General features: G+C 70.8%; 11 protein-coding genes and 1 tRNA gene. 7 read left to right on the top strand and 5 right to left on the bottom strand.

Annotation, left to right across the window (positions count from 1 at the left end):
* Positions 1–14 precede the first annotated feature (14 nt).
* From NR798_RS02560 to NR798_RS02545, 4 genes are all read right to left on the bottom strand, one after another.
* Positions 15–977 carry a hypothetical protein gene (locus NR798_RS02560; RefSeq protein WP_375769787.1) on the bottom strand — a complete coding sequence of 321 codons (963 nt, stop codon included), beginning with the start codon at positions 975–977 and terminating at the stop codon, positions 15–17.
* 104 nt (positions 978–1081) lie between these two features.
* Complete coding sequence (locus tag NR798_RS02555) at positions 1082–1615, bottom strand: non-proteolytic archaemetzincin-like protein (RefSeq protein ID WP_375769786.1); 534 nt, start codon at positions 1613–1615, stop codon at positions 1082–1084.
* A 28-nt stretch (positions 1616–1643) separates the two neighbouring features.
* Positions 1644–1717: transfer RNA gene (locus NR798_RS02550), tRNA-Gln, on the bottom strand.
* Positions 1718–1847: 130 nt separating this feature from the next.
* Complete coding sequence (locus NR798_RS02545; protein ID WP_375769785.1) at positions 1848–3986, bottom strand: MASE1 domain-containing protein; 2139 nt, start codon at positions 3984–3986, stop codon at positions 1848–1850.
* 39 nt (positions 3987–4025) lie between these two features.
* Between NR798_RS02545 and truB the strand changes: the two genes are divergently transcribed.
* Positions 4026–4925, top strand: coding sequence for a tRNA pseudouridine(55) synthase TruB (truB, locus tag NR798_RS02540; RefSeq protein ID WP_375769784.1), 900 nt, complete (start codon positions 4026–4028; stop codon positions 4923–4925).
* Positions 4926–5037: 112 nt separating this feature from the next.
* On the opposite strand, the gene NR798_RS02535 is transcribed toward truB, so the two are convergent.
* Complete coding sequence (locus tag NR798_RS02535) at positions 5038–8883, bottom strand: serine/threonine-protein kinase PknK (RefSeq protein ID WP_375769783.1); 3846 nt, start codon at positions 8881–8883, stop codon at positions 5038–5040.
* A 291-nt stretch (positions 8884–9174) separates the two neighbouring features.
* Between NR798_RS02535 and NR798_RS02530 the strand changes: the two genes are divergently transcribed.
* The 6 genes from NR798_RS02530 (at position 9175) to NR798_RS02505 (ending at position 15916) form a co-directional block, all read left to right on the top strand.
* Positions 9175–9918 carry an energy transducer TonB gene (locus NR798_RS02530; protein ID WP_375769782.1) on the top strand — a complete coding sequence of 248 codons (744 nt, stop codon included), beginning with the start codon at positions 9175–9177 and terminating at the stop codon, positions 9916–9918.
* 36 nt (positions 9919–9954) lie between these two features.
* Positions 9955–10710, top strand: a complete 756-nt coding sequence (locus tag NR798_RS02525; RefSeq protein ID WP_375769781.1) for a MotA/TolQ/ExbB proton channel family protein — start codon at positions 9955–9957, stop codon at positions 10708–10710.
* Positions 10694–11110, top strand: a complete 417-nt coding sequence (locus tag NR798_RS02520; RefSeq protein WP_375769780.1) for an ExbD/TolR family protein — start codon at positions 10694–10696, stop codon at positions 11108–11110. The genes NR798_RS02525 and NR798_RS02520 overlap by 17 nt, the downstream gene beginning before the upstream one ends.
* 6 nt (positions 11111–11116) lie before the next feature.
* Positions 11117–11557 (top strand): ExbD/TolR family protein, encoded by a 441-nt coding sequence (locus NR798_RS02515; RefSeq protein WP_375769779.1) that lies wholly within the window; start codon positions 11117–11119, stop codon positions 11555–11557.
* Between the two features lie 161 nt (positions 11558–11718).
* Positions 11719–14532: a TonB-dependent receptor domain-containing protein gene (locus NR798_RS02510; RefSeq protein ID WP_375773712.1), complete on the top strand. Its 2814-nt coding sequence runs from the start codon at positions 11719–11721 to the stop codon at positions 14530–14532.
* A gap of 25 nt (positions 14533–14557) precedes the next feature.
* Positions 14558–15916, top strand: a complete 1359-nt coding sequence (locus NR798_RS02505) for a hypothetical protein (protein WP_375769778.1) — start codon at positions 14558–14560, stop codon at positions 15914–15916.
* The last annotated feature ends 135 nt before the right edge of the window (positions 15917–16051 follow it).

Genomic DNA, 16051 nt, shown 5'->3' with positions numbered 1-16051 from the left:
GCGCCAACGGACGGCTAACCGCCGTAGGAGGGCTCCAGGGCGCCCGGGACCACCAGGGTGCCCGCGCCCGTGGAGGCGATGCTGATGCGGTAGATGTTGTCGTTACCGCCCGAGTCGGACAGGAAGGTCAGCTCGGTGTTGCCGCGCCAGCTCGGCCAGGTGTCCTGCACGCCGAACTCACCCGTGTGCGACGTCACCTGCCTCACGCTGGCGAGCGTCTGGCTCAGGTCCCCCACGAAGATCTGCGAACCATTGCTGGTGCGCCCATCGAAGGCCACCTTCGTGCCGTCCGGCGACACCACGGGGCGCGTCATCACCACCTGCGCGGTGTTGCCCAGGTTGAAGGAGATGACATCCTCGGAACCGGTGGCCACACCCACCTTCAGGAGGATGTTGAGCTGGCTGGAGGAGTAGCCGCCCGCGGCGAGCACGTACTGCCCATCCGGATAGAAGGAGGCCGCGCCGTAGACGTAGGAGCTGCCGCTGAGCAGGAACTGGAAGCCGCTGCCGTCCGTGTTCACCCGGGCCAGCTTCGAGGTGCCCCCCTGGTCCACGGTGAAGACGATGGTGCTGGCGCTGGGGTTGAAGGTGGGGAAGCGGAAGTTGCCGCAGCCCGAGCACGAGGTGCTCGTGTTGGCGAACACCGTGGAGGGCTGGCCCGTGCCCGTGGTGGGCACCGTGCGCAGCTCCCACGTGGTGCCCGAGCGGTACACGTAGGCCACCAGCCGGCCGTTGCGCGACACCGTGGGGTAGTACGCCCCGCCCTGGTTGGTCAGCTGCAGCGGGGAGTTGGGGTCCCCCGCGTTGTCCACCGCGTACACGTTGCGGCCGGCGGTGCCGTTGCGCACGAAGACGAAGCCGCTGCTGAAGGTGCCTCCCGCACCGCCACCGCCACCGCCATCCGGGTCGAAGCCATCGAGCTCACACCCCGACAGCCCCACCACCGCCGCCAACCCGAGAATCCGCAACAGCTTCATACGCTCGTGCTCCTGTTCCTTCCGGCCCCGCGCATGGAGACGTCCATGCGGGCGCGGCATTCAAACACGAGTGGGAGGCGGACGCGCGCGGACGGCCGGCGCGGCTAGCGGTTGAGCTTGTTCAGCTCGTTGCGGCAGTTGTTACACAGCGACTGCTGCTTGCGGTCGCAGTCCTGCGGCGTCTGGGCGAAGAACATCACGCACCGGGCGTCCTCGCAGTAGGAGAGCCCCAGCAGGTGGCCCGCCTGGTGCACGGCCTCCACCTGCAGCCGGCGCCGCACCTGCTCGCCATCGGCGCCCTGGCGCAGCCGGGCCAGGCTCAGCACCGCGCTCTTGGACTCCCGGTCCGCCTCGCCCAGCACGTACGGCGAGTCCGGCACGAAGAGGTCCACGTCCGTGACGCCCAGCACCATGGACTGCCCCGGCTCCAGCAGCCCCACCAGCCGGCGCATGATGGCGTTGCAGTGGTACTGGCCCCGGTCCTTGTTGAACGCGTAGGCGGGAGCCGGCAACGACGCCTTGCTCACCACCGAGGCGAGGCCGAGCTGCAGGGACAGGGGGCCCTCCAACTCCTTCAGGAGCACCGGGGTAGGGCTACCCAGGGGGACCAGCAGGAGCACCTTCTGCGGCTGCGGCATCGGTCCACCGTCCTCGAGAGAAGAAGGGTGGCTGGGGCGCAAGGATTCGAACCTTGATGATCAGATTCAAAGTCTGACGTCCTGCCTTTAGACGACGCCCCAGCAAGATCGCACGGTTACAGCTCGTCACCAGATTGTATGCCATCCAGTTGCAGGCGGAAACATTTCCGTACATCGGTCGGTTGGATGACAGCTGGGGGAGCTGGCAGGTAGGCGCCTTGTCCCCTCCCCTTCACGTCGGGTGGGAGTCGGTAGGGGCCTGGGGCCAGGACTCGGGGGAGGGCCTGGGCATGTAGGTGGCCCGGGAGGAGGCGGGCAGCTCCAGGACGAAGGTGGCGCCCTCGCCCGGCTGGCTGGTGGCGTGGATGGAGCCCCCATGGGCCTCGATGATCTGCCGGGTGAGGAAGAGGCCGAGCCCCAGGCCGCCATACTCCTGCGAGGGCACCGCCCGCTCGAAGCGGCCGAAGATGCGCTCCAGCGCCTCCGGGGAGACGCCGATGCCCTGGTCCTCCACGACGAGCCGGGCCGTGCAGCCCCACTGCTCCACCCGGAGCCCGATGGGCCGGCCCGCGCCGAACTTCAGGGCATTGCTCAGCAGGTGGGTGAGGGCCTCCTCCAGCCTTGTCCGGTCCCACAGGCCGGTGACGTGCGGCTGGAGGGACAGGCGCACCTCGCAGCCAGCGCGCCCCAGCTCCTCGGAGAAGCGCTCCACCACGTCGTGCACCAGCTCGCCCAGCTCCATCGGCTCGCGCTCCAGGGGCAGCCGGCCGGTGTTGAGGCGCCCCACGTCCAGCAGGCCCTCCACCAGCCGCCCCAGCCGCCCCACCTGCCGGGACACCGCCTGGAAGCGCGTGAGGAGCGACTCGCAGGAGGCGCCCTGCCGCAACGGCCGCTGCAGGCTCTGCAGCTGCAGCTTGAGCGCGGTGAGCGGGGTGCGCAGCTCGTGGGCCGCCACGGTGATGAACTCGTCGCGCACGTGGACGGCGGATTGGAACTGCCCGAGCAGACGCGCGTTCTCCAGCGCGAGCGCGCAGTGGTGGGCCAGGTCCTCGGCGAAGGCCATCGCCCGCGAGCGGGCCAGGTGGGTGTGTCCTTCCCGCACCAGCGCCATGCCTCCCAGCAGACGGCCGTGGTGCTGGATGCGCGCCAGGACCGAGGCGCCCTCCGGACCCAGGTGGCGCCGGCAGGCCTCGGACATCCGGCGGAGCTCCTCGCGCAGCCGCCCCTCGGCCTCCTCGGGCAGCCCCAGCCGCGCCGCCGGGACGAGCCGCCCGTCCTCGTCCGCCAGCCACACGGCATAACCGGAGACGAACTCCGGCGCGAGCAGCCGGGCCACGCGCGGCAGCGTCTCCCGGGGCTCGAGCGACTCGGCGAGCACGGCCCCGGCCTCCGCCAGCAGCCGCTGCTCCCGCTCCACCTGGCGGCGATCACTCGCCACGGCGGCCAGGATGAGCGTGGACAGGCCCGCCACCGCGAGGAAGAGCTGCACGGAGATGACGCGCTCGGGGAGCGTGGCCTCCATCGTCCCGAAGGGCCCGCGCAGGGCGGCGGTGTGCCAGACGGCGATCGTCCCCAGCACCATGGCGGCGGTGGCCGCGCCCCGAGGCCCCAGCCGCAGCGCCGACCAGAGGACGAAGGGCAGGCACAGGTAGGGCAGCGACATGAGGATGCCGCGGGGCTCGGGGAGGCCGAAGGAGACATGGGCCACGAGCGCCAGCAGCAGCATCGTCCCCACCAGCTCCACGTCCTCCAGCGGGCGCCAGGGCACGGACCGCCGGGCCCCCCAGGTGAGCAGCAGGGGAGCGAACAGCACCGTCCCCAACCCATCGGCGAGGTACCAGCTCAGCCAACCCCGCCAGAAGGCCTCGAGGCCCAGGGGCGCCGAGCCGAAGAGCGCCACCGCCCCCACGCCCAGCGTGGCACTGGGCAGGGGGCTGAGCAGGCCTCCGGCGAGGAGCAGCGCGCCCACGTCCCGGGGCCGGGAGAACGTCACCGGCCCGTCCAGCCAGCGCCGCATCAGCCCCGCTCCGACGACCGTCCTCAGACAGTTGCCCAGCCCCCAGAGGAGGGCCATGTCCCAGGGGTTGCCATGGACGAGCACCCCGACGAATTCCGCGGAGAAGACGGCGGCCAGGTACACGGGCCAGCGGCGCGGGGAAGCGCGCAGGAAGACGGCGAGCGTCAACCCGCCGGGCAGCCACACGGAGGCGCTCTCCAGGAGCCCGAAGACAAAGAGAGCGCTGAGGGCCTTCAGCCCGCAGAAGGCCCAGAAGAGAAGGAGGGCGCGCCACCACACCTCTCCCAGCGGCCCCTCCGTCCTGTCCCGCCCCATGTCCGCCATCGTGTTGTCCCCGGAAATAAAGGTATGCATGCGCAACATCCGCGCTGAACTTCCGAGGAATCCCACCGCATGAAGCCCGGCATCTATCTGGCCCACAAACCGGTAGGCACCACCAGCTTCTCCCTGGTGCACACCTTCATGGGCGACGTGGAAGCCGCGGGCCTCACGCGCAAACAACTTCCCGTCTGTCACGGCGGGACGCTCGACCCCTTCGCCGAGGGCCTGCTGCTCCTGCTCGCGGGCCCCGCCACGCACCTGATGGACCTGCTGCACGCCGTGCCGAAGACGTACGAGGCCGAGGTCATCTGGGGCGTGGAGACAGACAACGGAGACCTGCTCGGTCAGATCGTCCGTGAAGGTGATACGCGTGGCCTGTCGGACAATATTCTGGACGCCGCGCTCGTCCCCTTCCTCGGTTGGAGGGAGCAGGTGCCACCCGCCACCAGTGCCAAGAAGGTAGGGGGCGAGCCCGCGTACAAGAAGGCGCACCGGGGCGAGGCCGTGGAGCTGCCCCCCTCGCGCGTCTACCTGCACGAGGCCCGCTGGCTCTCGCATGAGCTACCCCGCAGCAGCCGCCTGCGCATCACCTGCCGTGGTGGCTACTACGTGCGGGCACTCGCCCGGGACCTCGGCCGGGCGCTCGGTTGTGGCGCCCACCTCTCCCGGTTGCACCGCACCGCTATCGGCCCCTGGGAGGACCCGGGCCCGGGAGGGCGCGTCTGGCTGCACGGTCCCCAGGTGCTGCCCTGGTGCCCCTCGCGGGCCATCGCGGGCGACGAGGTGAACGACCTCAAGCACGGGCGCTCCATCCCCCTCGGGGAAATGAGGCCCCCGGACTGGCGCCTGCCCGAGGGCTTCCCGGACCCCGAGGCCCCCGTGCGCGCGATGCAGCGCGGCCGGCTGGTGGCGCTGCTGCGCGAGCAGGACGGAGGCCTGCGCACCACAACGCCTTTGTGGCCTGGGCTGTGAGGATGTTCCCTCTCCCTCCGGGAGAGGGTCAGGGTGAGGGTACCCGGGCCCGTTCTTCAACCCGTGGCCCCCAGTGGGGACAGGGGGTTCAACCCGGGTGCACCCGACACCCTCACCCCGTCCCTCTCCCGAGGGGAGAGGGGATGTTCAGTGCCTCGGCCTCGCGCAGGTGCCCGGCACAGCGCAGCCGGGTGAAGCCCTCCACCGCCTGCCGCGCGGACTCCTCGCGCTCGGGGCTCCCCGGCGCCGAGGCGCGCGCCAGCTCCAGCCACGCCATCGCCTCCTCGTAGGGCATGCCCATCTCCCGGGCCAGCCGCGCGCTGCGCTTCCACGCCGAGCGCGCCCGCCACTCGCGGCCCAGCAGCCAGTGCATCCGCCCCGTGCAGCGCAGCGCCACCGCCCGGGCCAGAGGGAAGCGCACCGCGAAGGCCGACAGCCGCGCGCATGCCCGCCGCGCATCCTCGGCCACCGGCGGGGGCGGCCGCCCGGGCACCCGCTCCCGCTCCCACAGCGCCAGGTACACCCGCGCCGCGCCCTCGTAGCCGTGGATCTCCGTGTACAGCATCGGCTGGTAGCGCCGCGCCAGCTCCGTCAGCTTGTCGGCCTCGTCGCGCGCCCGCTCCCACTCCTCGCGCTGCAGGTACGCCAGCGCCAGCAGCCCGCCGCAGAGGAGGTGCGAGAGCGGATCATGCCTGCCCTTCAGCATCCCGCTCGCCTCGCGCAACAGCGGCATCGCCTCGTCCAGCCGGCCGAGCACCAGCAGGCTGCGCGCCGTGGTGTGCGTGCTCCACACCTCGTGCTGGAAGTGGCCCCGCTTCCGGGCGGACTCGCGGATGCTGGCGAAGCGTGCCGCCGCCTCCTCGAAGTGGCCCGTGTAGTGGTCCACGTTCCCCAGCAACACCTCGGCCAGCTCCAGCTCGCCCTTGTCCCCCAGCCGCAGCAACACCCGCTTCGCCTCGCCCGCCTTGGCCGCGGCCAGCTCCCAGCGCGCGAAGCACGAGTGGTACATGGACTCGGCGATGAAGCCGAAGGCCGTGGCGCTCGGGTCGTCCACCAGCTGGCCCTCGCCCTGGGCGCGGCGGAAGTAGACGCGCGCCAGCGGGTGGAGCCGTCCCATGCCGGCGATGGAGCCCAGCTGCCCGTACACCCGCGGCAGCTCCGCGTCGCGGCCCGAGCGCTCGGCCAGGTTCGCCGACAGCAGCGCGGTGGCCACCATGCGCAGCGGCTCATAGCGCCAGTAGTAGCACTCGGCCAGCCGCATCGCCGCGAGCGCCGAGTCCTTCAGCGACGCGCGCGTCAGCCGGTCCTCCTCGCGCACCCACCGCCGCGGCAGCATCAGGTGCAGCAGCTGCCGCACCACCTGCGCCAGGATGAAACGGACCACCCCGCCCCCGGCCTCCGGCAGCGGCCGGCCCAGCTCCGCCAGCGCCCGCTGGCCGTGCGTGATGCAGGCCTCGAAGTCCGACAGGCCGTGCATGGCCTCGGCCAGCAGCCGCTCCCAGCGCGCGCGCCGGCTCCCATCCACCCGCACGCCCGTGTCGTGCCCGCGCCGCACCTCCAGCTCCAGCGCCCGGCGCAGGTAGCCCGAGGCCTCCAGGTACGCTCCCGACTGCAGCGCGTGCGTCCCCGCCTTCTCCAGGTACTCGAACGTCCACACGTCGTCCTGGGCGAGTTCGAAGTGGTGCGCCAGCACGGGGTAGAGCGCCGGGGGCACGCCCTCCTCCGCGTGGTGCGCTTCCAGGGCCATGGCCGCCGCGCGATGCAGGGGACCGCGCCGCCCGGGGAGGATGCCCTCGTAGGCGATCTCCCGCAGCTTGTCGTGGACGAAGCGCAGCCGCCCGCCGCCCGCGTCCTCCAGCACGTGCCGCGCGCGCAGCTCCTCCAGCACCTCCAGCTCCTGCACATCCCCCAGCCCGGCGGCCGCCGCCAGCACGTCCGCGTCCAGCTCGCGGCCCAGCACCGCCGCCATCTCCAGCACGCCGCGCGCCTCCGGGCTCACGCCCTCCAGCCGCCGGCCCACCAGATCGTGCAGCACCCCGGGCAGCGGCAGCTCCTCGTGCAGCCGATCCAGGGTGTCGCCCCCCGCGGCCACCTGCCACCGGCCGAAGACATCCCGGAAGAGCAGCCGCTCGTCGATGGCCGTGCGCAGGTACTCGGCCACGAAGAAGGGGTTGCCCGCCGAGCGCGTGGCGAGGAAGCGCACGAAGGAGTCCGGCGCCGAGGGCAGCGCCAGCATGTCCTCCACCATCCGCGCCACCATCGACTCGTCCAGCTGCCCCAGCGCCCGGTGCGTCACGCCCGGCGCGGCCAGCAACAGCCGCAGCGCCGCGTCCAGCTCCTCGCTGCGGTAGGTGCCCACCACCAGCACGTGCGACTCGCCGAGGAACCCGGACTGCAGGTAGTCCAGCACGCCCAGCGACAGCTCGTCGGCCCACTGCAGGTCGTCGATGACGAGCAGCATGGGCTCCTTCTCGCAGAAGGCGGCGAGCGTCTCGGCCAGGCAGCGCATGACCCGCTCCCGCGCGCCCTGCGGGGGAAGCCGCGGAGGCTCGGGCCAGGAGTCCTGTCCGGGCAGATCCGCCAGCGCGGGCTCGTAGCGGGCCAGCACCTGTCCACGCTCGCCCAGCAGCCGCTCCGTCTCCTCCAGCCCGAGGTGCCGGCACTCGTCGGCGATGGCCTGCAGCAGCGGCTTGAAGGCATGCAGCGGCTCTCCGTACAGCTGCTCGCCCGTGCCACCGCCGGAGAGTGGCTGGCAGCCGCCGGTGACGACGCGGAAGGCCGTCCGGCTGGCCGACACCGCGCACTCCATCACCACGCGCGTCTTGCCCGCGCCGCTCTCGCCGCCGATCAGCAGGCACCCGCCGGTGCCCTCCCGGGCCAGCGCCAGCCGCTGCTCCAGCTCCGTGAGCAGCCGCTGCCGTCCCACGAACTCCGGCCGGTAGAGGTACGGCCGTGGGGAACCCCGAGGCGGCCGGGGCAGCTCCTCCGCGCCGAGCCCGGCGAGCGCGGCGCTCACGTCCGCCGCGTAGCCGATGCGCTCGCGCGGCACCTTCGCCAGCATGCGCTGAGCCAGCGCGTCCAGGTCCGGCGGTACGCCGTGCACCCAGGCGGAGAGCGGGTGGGGCTGCTCCTGCAGGTGGCGCCGCAGCACATCCCAGCCCGAGCCGGCAAAGGGCGGCTGCCCCACCACCAGCTCGTACAGGATGCAGCCCAACGCGTAGAGGTCCGCCCTCGCATCCACCAGCCCGCCCTTGATCTGCTCGGGGGCCATGTAGACGTAGGACCCCTCCAGGCTGCCGGAGACGTCCAGCGACTCGCGGCCCAGCGGCCCACCGAAGGCGGAGGCCAGCCCGAAGTCCACCAGCACCGGCGTGCCGTCCGGGCGGATGACGATGTTCTCCGGCTTGAGGTCCCTGTGAACGATGCCCTCGCCATGCAGGAAGGCCAGCGCGGAGCACAGGCGGCGCGACAGGGTGAGCACCTCGTCCAGCCGCGCCTGGGCGGCGTCGCGCCGCTGCTCCGGCGGAGGCGGCCCGAAGGAGCGGAACGAGATGCTCGAGGCGGCCGGGGCCCCCGCGTTCTCGGGCGAGGAGACCACCTGGGTGATGACGTCCGTCGTGGTACGCGGGTCCCGCTTCCACAGCGAGTCGATGTAGCGCCGGAGGGTGAGCCCCTCGATGAGCTCCATGGCGTACCAGGGCAGCCCGTCCTGCACGCCCTCGGCGACCACGCGCACCACGCCCGGGTGCTGGATGCGGCGCAGCGCGTGAATCTCCCGGCGGATGCCGCGCAACATGGGCGCCTCGGGCACCCGCACCGTCTTGAGGGCGACCAGCTCCCCCGTCTCGCCGAGGCGCGCGCGGTACACGACCCCCATTCCCCCCGAGCTCAACTTCCCCAGGAGGCGGTAGGGACCGATCCTTCCCCGCTCCGTTTCCGGGAGCTCCGCAGCCGACATGGTCGCCCATGAGACTCGCACGGTTCGGTGGACCCCACCAAACGGACGGCCGCCCGAGAGAGACGTCCGCCTGCCCGCCCGCCCGGGGCATGAGGCAGAATGGGGCGACTTTTGAAGTCACCTCCGCCCTCCCACCGTGACACCTCCGTCACATGGAGCACCGACGTGACGAATCGTGCGCGAAACGTCACGGAGTGACCTGGCCGTGAGGAGGCCGTGACGCACGGCGTGATGAACTGTTGCGGGGGCTGCACGGGGCTGAAACGTGACGTCGCTATACGGCTGGACGTCATGTTCGAGACCTACGACAGCGCCACCGACGTGCAGTCCGCCCGGCGGTTCGCGCTCTCGGGCGCCGCCTCCCTGGGGATGTGCGCCCTGATCGGACTCACCGCGGTGGCCGTGGGCAACCAGGTGAGGGAAGTCATCAAGGAGAAGAAGGTGGACGTGGTGTTCCGTCCGCCGCCTCCCCCGGTGGTGGAGGTGAAGCCGGCCCCGCCGCCTCCGCCCCCGCCGCCCAAGCCCAAGGCCAAGGCCGCGAAGCCACCTCCGCCGCCCACCGTCGCCGCGCCCGCGGCCATGGTGGCGCCCAAGGAGATTCCGGTGGAGAAGCCGCCCGAGGCCGACGCGGAGAACGCGGTGGCCGCCGCCCCCGTCGCCGTGGGAGGCACGGGCCAGCTCGTCGCGGGCGCCCTCGTCACGGGCGTGGACAGCCCCGGCGTGGCCGGTGGCTCGCTGCGCCCCCGGCCCATCAACCTGCCCGAGTCCGCCACGCCCCCCAAGGAGCTCGGCTCCAACCTGCTGCCCGAGTTCCCCTCCGACATGAGGGCCCGCGGCCAGGAGGGCATGGTCATCCTGAAGATCGTCGTCGAGGCGGACGGCAGCGTCAGCAACGTGAAGGTGATGCGCGGAGAGGAGCCCTTCGTGGGTGCCGCCATCGCCGCGGTGCGCACGTGGCGCTACGAGCCCGCGCTCGTGGACGGCCAGCCCACCGCCGTCTTCCGCATCGTGAAGGTCCCCTTCCGTCTCAAGTAGCGAGCCATTCCTGTCTCACCCGCCGGAGCCCCCCAGATGAACTTCAATCTGATCGAGATCTACCACCACATGGGCTTTTTCGCCCGGTGCATCGCCTACACGCTGGTCGCCTTCGCGCTGGCGTCGATGGTCGTGTTCTTCGAGCGCCTCCTCTACTTCTTCCGCTCGAAGGCGGCGGACCGGAAGTTCGCCGCGCGCGCCGGCAAGCTGCTGGAGTCGCAGCAGCACGAGCAGTTCGTCATCGAGTCCTCGACGGCGAAGGCGAGCAGCCTGGCGAAGCTGCTGGGCGGTGGCGTGAAGACGTACCTGGCCAAGAAGGCGGCGCCGCAGGGCAAGCTGGGCGCGGTGGAGCTGACGCGCAGAGACCTCGAGCGCATCTACGAGCGCGTCACCGCGGACGTGCGCCGGGGCATGAGCGTGCTGGCGTCGGTGGGCTCGGTGGCCCCGTTCGTCGGTCTGCTCGGCACCGTGGTGGGCATCATCGAGGCCTTCGCCGGCATCGCGAAGACGGGCTCGGGCGGACTGGGCGCGGTGTCCGCCGGTATCGCCGAGGCGCTCGTCGTCACGGCGCTCGGCCTGCTGGTGGCCATTCCCGCGGTGCTGATGTTCAACTTCCTCACCACCCGCGCGGACGCGCTCCTGCTGTCGCTGGACCTGGCCCGCAAGGAGTTCATGGACCACCTGGAGGACGTGCACGGCCTGGTGTCCCCCGCGGTGCGCGGCGAGGGCGCGGTGGCCCTGGACGTGGAGCGCGCCACGCGCAAGGAGGGCGTCGATGTCCGCCCGGCGTAGCGGTGGGCTCGTGCCCGAGATGAACGTCACGCCGCTGGTGGACGTGGTGCTCGTCCTCCTCATCATCTTCATGGTGGTCACCCCGCAGCTCGAGGCAGGCGCGGCGGTGGACCTCCCGGCGGTGGTGAACCCGGACAAGGGCGAGGACAACTCGCTCACTCCCACCACGGTGAGCCTCACCGCGCGGGGCGCCTTCTTCGTGGACAAGAAGGAGGTGCCGCGGGCCCAGTTCGTCGAGCAGCTCCGCGCCGTCCACCAGAAGGACCCCGAGGCGCGCGTGGTGCTCAAGGCCGACCGCGGCGTGCGCTACGCCGAGGTGCGCGGCGTCTTCAAGGCACTGCAGGAGATTGGCTTCCCGGGCATCTCGCTCCAGGTCATCGACCTGAAGAAGCAGGAGTGAACCGCCATGGCCTTTGACGTCGGTGGTGGCAAGGGCGGCATCCGCCCGGCGATGAACGTGACGCCCCTGGTGGACGTGGTGCTGGTGCTCCTCATCATCTTCATGGTCGTCACCCCGCTGATGACCAAGCAGATGTGGATGGACGTGCCCGGCAAGGCGGACGAGCAGACCGAAGTGGCTCCGCCTCCTCCCGGCGCACTGCCTCCCGTGGTGCTCACCGTGACGAAGTCGGGCGCGGTGCAGATCAACCGCGAGGACGTGCCGCGCGACCAGGTCGTGGCCCGGCTGCAGCGGATGATCAACGCGCGCCCGGACAAGATCGTGTTCTTCGACGCGGAGAACGACGTGCCGTACGGCACCGCGATGGACGTCATGGACCTCGCACGCGGCGGGAAGCTCACCGTCGCCGTGGTCCCCGACGCCGTCGCCGAGCCGTCCGCACCGTGACCTGAAGTCTTCATTCCGGTCTCTCCCTTTTCACCTTCCATCCATTTCGTTGCCACGGGCGTCGCGTTCTCTACGCGCGCTCGTTGGTGAGGAGTCCCGTGTTGTCTCTCCATTCCATTCGCGCCGCACTGGCGGCGCTCGCACTGCTGGCCGCGCCCGTCATGGCCCAGGTGCCCGCCGACGCCACAGAGACCTCCGAGTCCGCGCCCCAGGTTGACGCGGATTCAACCCAACACCCTCACCCCGACCCTCTCCCGGGGGGAGAGGGAGTGGTGGCGCAGGATGCTTCCGAGGACGAGCTGATGGCCGAGTCGGCCACGCCTCCCCCGGGCTTCACCGGCATCTACGGCCAGGTCACCGACGCCCAGACGAAGGAGACCCTCATCGAGGCCACGGTGAAGGTCGTCACCGGCGGACAGAAGAGCGTGCTGACCGATGTCGACGGCAACTACCAGTTGGCGCTGCCGCCCGGTAAGTACGACCTGCGCGTCTTCTATGACGTCTACGAGGGCCGCCGCATCACCGGCCTCATCGTGGAGCAGGGCAAGGCCACGAAGCTGGACGTGCAGCTGAGCGCCGACGCGGGCGCCGTGCAGGAAGTCGTCGTCGAGGCCCGTGCGGACCGCCGCGCCGAGGGCGCGCTGCTCCAGGAGCGCAAGAAGGCCGCCGCGGTGTCCGACGCCATCAGCTCCCAGGAGATCGCCCGCACGCCGGACTCGAGCGCCTCGGACGCGGTGAAGCGCGTGGTGAGCGTCACCGTGGTGGACGGCCGCTTCATGCTGCTGCGCGGCCTCGGTGGCCGCTACTCGGTGACGCTGCTCAACGGCGCGCTGCTGCCCAGCCCCGAGCCGGATGAGCCCTCGGTGCCGTTGGACCTGTTCCCCACCAGCCTGCTCGCCAACCTCAACGTGGTGAAGAGCTACACCAGCGATCTGCCCGGCACCTTCGGCGGCGGCACGCTTCTCATCGAGACCAACACCTACCCGAGTAAGTTCGAGCTCAAGCCGCGCATCACCTTCTCCGGCGACAGCGTCTCCACCTTCCAGCAGCGCAACACGCACCCGGGCAGCGTCCTCGAGTCGCTAAGCTTCGCGGGCCCCGAGCGCCAGCTGCCGGCGGGTCTGCCCCAGAACGAGCGGATGGGCAGCTCGGCGAGCACCTGGCAGGCCTTCCCCAACATCTGGTCCGCGCGCCAGTCCACCGCGCTGCCCAACCTGGGCCTGGGCGCGTCCGTGGGGGACACACTGCGCTTCGGCAACAGCCGCCTGGGCTACCTGGCCACCGTCAACTACGGGCACAAGGAGAGCGTGCGCGAGTCCGAGTTCGCCCGCGCCGACATGCCGGTGGGCCAGCTCCAGGCGCAGGACGCCACCCGCACCCTCCAGGGCACCGAGGGCTCCTCCCTCAGCGCGCTGGCCAGCGTGGGCTACCAGCTGGACCGCGACAACGAGCTCACCCTCTTCAGCCTCTACACGCGCAGCACGGACAGCACCACCTTCACCTCCCGGGGCGTGAACAACGGGCGCTCGGAGACGTTCGAGAGCACGCGCCTGCAGTTCGTCTCCCGAGCGCTCTCCTTCAACCATGTGCGCGGCTTCCACCGGCTCAACACCCTGGCCGATGCCGAGCTGGACTGGCAGGCCAACTTCAGCCGCGTGGAGCGCGACGAGCCGGACACACGCGACACCCTCTACAGCGACGACCTCGGCAACCCCACCGGCACGTTCGCCTTCCCCAACCAGCCCAACAGCGGCGAGCGCTTCTTCGGCTCGCTGGGAGAGACGTCCACCGGCGGCAGCGCCAGCCTCACCCTGCCCTTCTCCGACCTGCGCGTGAAGGCGGGCGGCCTGGCCCAGGTGTCCTTCCGCGACTTCCAGGCCCGCCGCTTCCGCTACCAGCTCACCGACACCCCGGTGGACACCTCACTGCCCCCCGAGGAGCTGTTCGGCGCGTCCAACCTGGGCACCCGCATCCGCATGCGCGAGACCACGCGCGGCGATGATGCCTACGACGCCTACCTGGGAGTCTTCGCCGGCTTCGTGACGGCGGACTACAAACCCGTGGAGCCGCTGCGCCTGGTGGGTGGCGTGCGTGTGGAGCACTCGCTGCAGCAGCTCACCGCTCACAGCCCGTTCGACACCGCGCCCACCGCGAGCACCGACGCGAAGTACCTGGACGTGCTGCCGGCCCTCAACGCCATCTACGCGCTGCGCCCGGACATGAACCTGCGCGCTGGCTACAGCTACACCCTGGCGCGGCCCACCTTCCGCGAGCTGGCCCCCTTCATCTTCTTCGACTTCGTCCGCCGCCGGAACGTGTCCGGCAACCCGGAGCTGCTCGAGACGCGCATCCACAACCTCGACACCCGCCTGGAGTGGTTCGTGGGGGAGAACGAGGTGCTCGCCGCCAGCGCCTTCTACAAGAACTTCCAGAGCCCCATCGAGCGCATCCTCCGCTACTCGGGCGACATGGGCTTCGAGAACGCCGACGGCGCCAACAGCTTCGGCGTGGAGCTGGAGGCCCGCGCGTCGCTCGGCCGCCTCTCGCCCGCGCTCTCGAACTTCCGCGCCGCGGCCAACCTCACCCTCATCCAGTCCAGCATCGTCCTCACGGACCCGGAGAAGCTGGGCGCGCAGACCAACAGCCAGCGCCCCATGCAGGGCCAGTCGCCCTACGTCGTCAACCTCAACCTCGGCTACGAGCGCCCCGAGAGCGGCACCGAGGTGGCCCTGCTCTACAACGTCTACGGCCCGCGCATCAGTGAGGTCGGCCTCAATCCGCTCCCGGACGTCTACGAGCAGCCCTTCCTCCGCGTGGACCTGTCCGTCAGCCAGAAGCTCGGCAACGGCCTGCAGCTCAAGCTCACCGGCTCCAACCTCCTTAACTCCGCCGTCGTCTTGGATCAGGGCGGAATCACCCTCCTGAAGTACCGCCCGGGCATCGCCTTCTCCGCGGCGCTCGGCTGGACCCTGTAACCCCCCCCTCAAAAGGAAGCACACCATGAAGCGGCTCGCTCTCGGCCTCACCCTGGGTACGTCCCTGCTCGCCGGCTGCCCCGGCCCCGTGACGCCGGACACCACCGACGACGTCAGCGCCAACATCACCCAGGACACCACCTGGACGGCCGACAAGGTCTACACCCTCAAGGGCTACATCTTCGTGGAGAGCGGCACCCTCACCATCGAGCCGGGCACCACGGTTGTCGGTGAGGAGGGCAGCGCGCTCGTCATCACCCGCAGCGCGAAGCTCAACGCGGTGGGCACGGCCGCGAAGCCCATCATCTTCACCAGCGCGAAGCCCGAGGGCGAGCGCGCCGCGGGTGACTGGGGCGGCGTGGTGCTGCTGGGCAAGGCCCGCATCAACGTCGCGGGTGGCCAGAACACCATCGAGGGCTTCTTCGCCACCAGCGGTGACGACCGCACCAAGTACGGCGGCGAGGACGACGCCCACGACTGCGGCAAGCTGAAGTACGCCCGCATCGAGTTCGCCGGGTACGAGCTGGCCGAGGACAACGAGCTCAACGGCCTGACCACGGGCGCGTGCGGCTCGGCGACGGAGATCGACTACGTGCAGGTGCACAAGGGCGCGGACGACGGCGTGGAGATGTTCGGCGGCACCGCCAACCTCAAGCACATCGTCATCACCCAGCCGGACGACGACGGCCTGGACTATGACCTGGGCTACAGCGGCAAGGTGCAGTTCCTGGTGGTGCAGCAGAACGACCGGGTGGGCAACCGCGCCATCGAGGCCAGCGGCAACAAGACCACCAACACGGCCACCCCGCGCTCGGTGCCGGAGATCTGGAACGCCTCCTTCATCGGCTCCAACCGGGCCCCGGCCACCACGGGCACCAAGCAGGAGGGGCTGGTGTTCAACACCGGCGCCGGCATCAAGCTGAACAACGCCATCGTCGCCCACTTCGCCGACAAGGCGGTGGACGTGGACGGCGCGGCCTCGGCGCAGCTGTCCGAGTCCGGCAACCTCTCCATCCGCAACACCCTCTTCTGGCAGAACAAGGGCAACACCACGTCCATCGACTACTCGGCCAACCCGGTGAAGGACGCCGCGGGCACCACCACCAACCCGGACGCCACCCGGCTGAGCGACGGCTCCATCTACAAGGAGCCGGAGCAGCTCCTCGCCACGGTCAACAACAACCAGGTGGTGGATCCGATGCTGAGCGCCGCGGTGAACGCGAAGACGCCCGACTTCAAGCCGGCGGCCGAGTCGCAGGCGCTCATCACCTCCAGCGCCGCCACGCCGCCGGCGGATGGCTTCTTCGACGCCAGCGCGAAGTTCATCGGCGCGGTGGGCAGCGTGGACTGGACGGCCGGCTGGACGGCGTACCCGGAGAACTGAGCCTCACCCAAGGTGTACGAGCAATGCCGCACCTGGAGCTGCCTCCCGGGTGCGGCCCATCGCCCGGAGGTACGTTCTTCTGACGGAGGGGGCTCCGGGAGAAGACGTGTCTCCGGGCGGTGTCTTTTCCGGAGT

It is taken from the genome of Archangium gephyra (genome assembly GCF_042230915.1).
In the GTDB taxonomy this organism is placed as follows: domain Bacteria; phylum Myxococcota; class Myxococcia; order Myxococcales; family Myxococcaceae; genus Archangium; species Archangium gephyra_B.
Note: the sequence above shows the minus strand (reverse complement) of the source record. Positions and strands in the feature narration are given on the sequence as shown.

Coding starts and splice junctions, on each gene's coding strand:
- NR798_RS02555 (WP_375769786.1), bottom strand. CDS start 1,615: ATGCCGCAGCCGCAGAAGGTGCTCCTGCTGGTCCCCCTGGGTAGCCCT.
- NR798_RS02525 (WP_375769781.1), top strand. CDS start 9,955: ATGAACTTCAATCTGATCGAGATCTACCACCACATGGGCTTTTTCGCC.
- truB (WP_375769784.1), top strand. CDS start 4,026: ATGAAGCCCGGCATCTATCTGGCCCACAAACCGGTAGGCACCACCAGC.
- NR798_RS02560 (WP_375769787.1), bottom strand. CDS start 977: ATGAAGCTGTTGCGGATTCTCGGGTTGGCGGCGGTGGTGGGGCTGTCG.
- NR798_RS02520 (WP_375769780.1), top strand. CDS start 10,694: ATGTCCGCCCGGCGTAGCGGTGGGCTCGTGCCCGAGATGAACGTCACG.
- NR798_RS02530 (WP_375769782.1), top strand. CDS start 9,175: ATGTTCGAGACCTACGACAGCGCCACCGACGTGCAGTCCGCCCGGCGG.
- NR798_RS02505 (WP_375769778.1), top strand. CDS start 14,558: ATGAAGCGGCTCGCTCTCGGCCTCACCCTGGGTACGTCCCTGCTCGCC.
- NR798_RS02545 (WP_375769785.1), bottom strand. CDS start 3,986: ATGCATACCTTTATTTCCGGGGACAACACGATGGCGGACATGGGGCGG.
- NR798_RS02510 (WP_375773712.1), top strand. CDS start 11,719: ATGGCCCAGGTGCCCGCCGACGCCACAGAGACCTCCGAGTCCGCGCCC.
- NR798_RS02535 (WP_375769783.1), bottom strand. CDS start 8,883: ATGTCGGCTGCGGAGCTCCCGGAAACGGAGCGGGGAAGGATCGGTCCC.
- NR798_RS02515 (WP_375769779.1), top strand. CDS start 11,117: ATGGCCTTTGACGTCGGTGGTGGCAAGGGCGGCATCCGCCCGGCGATG.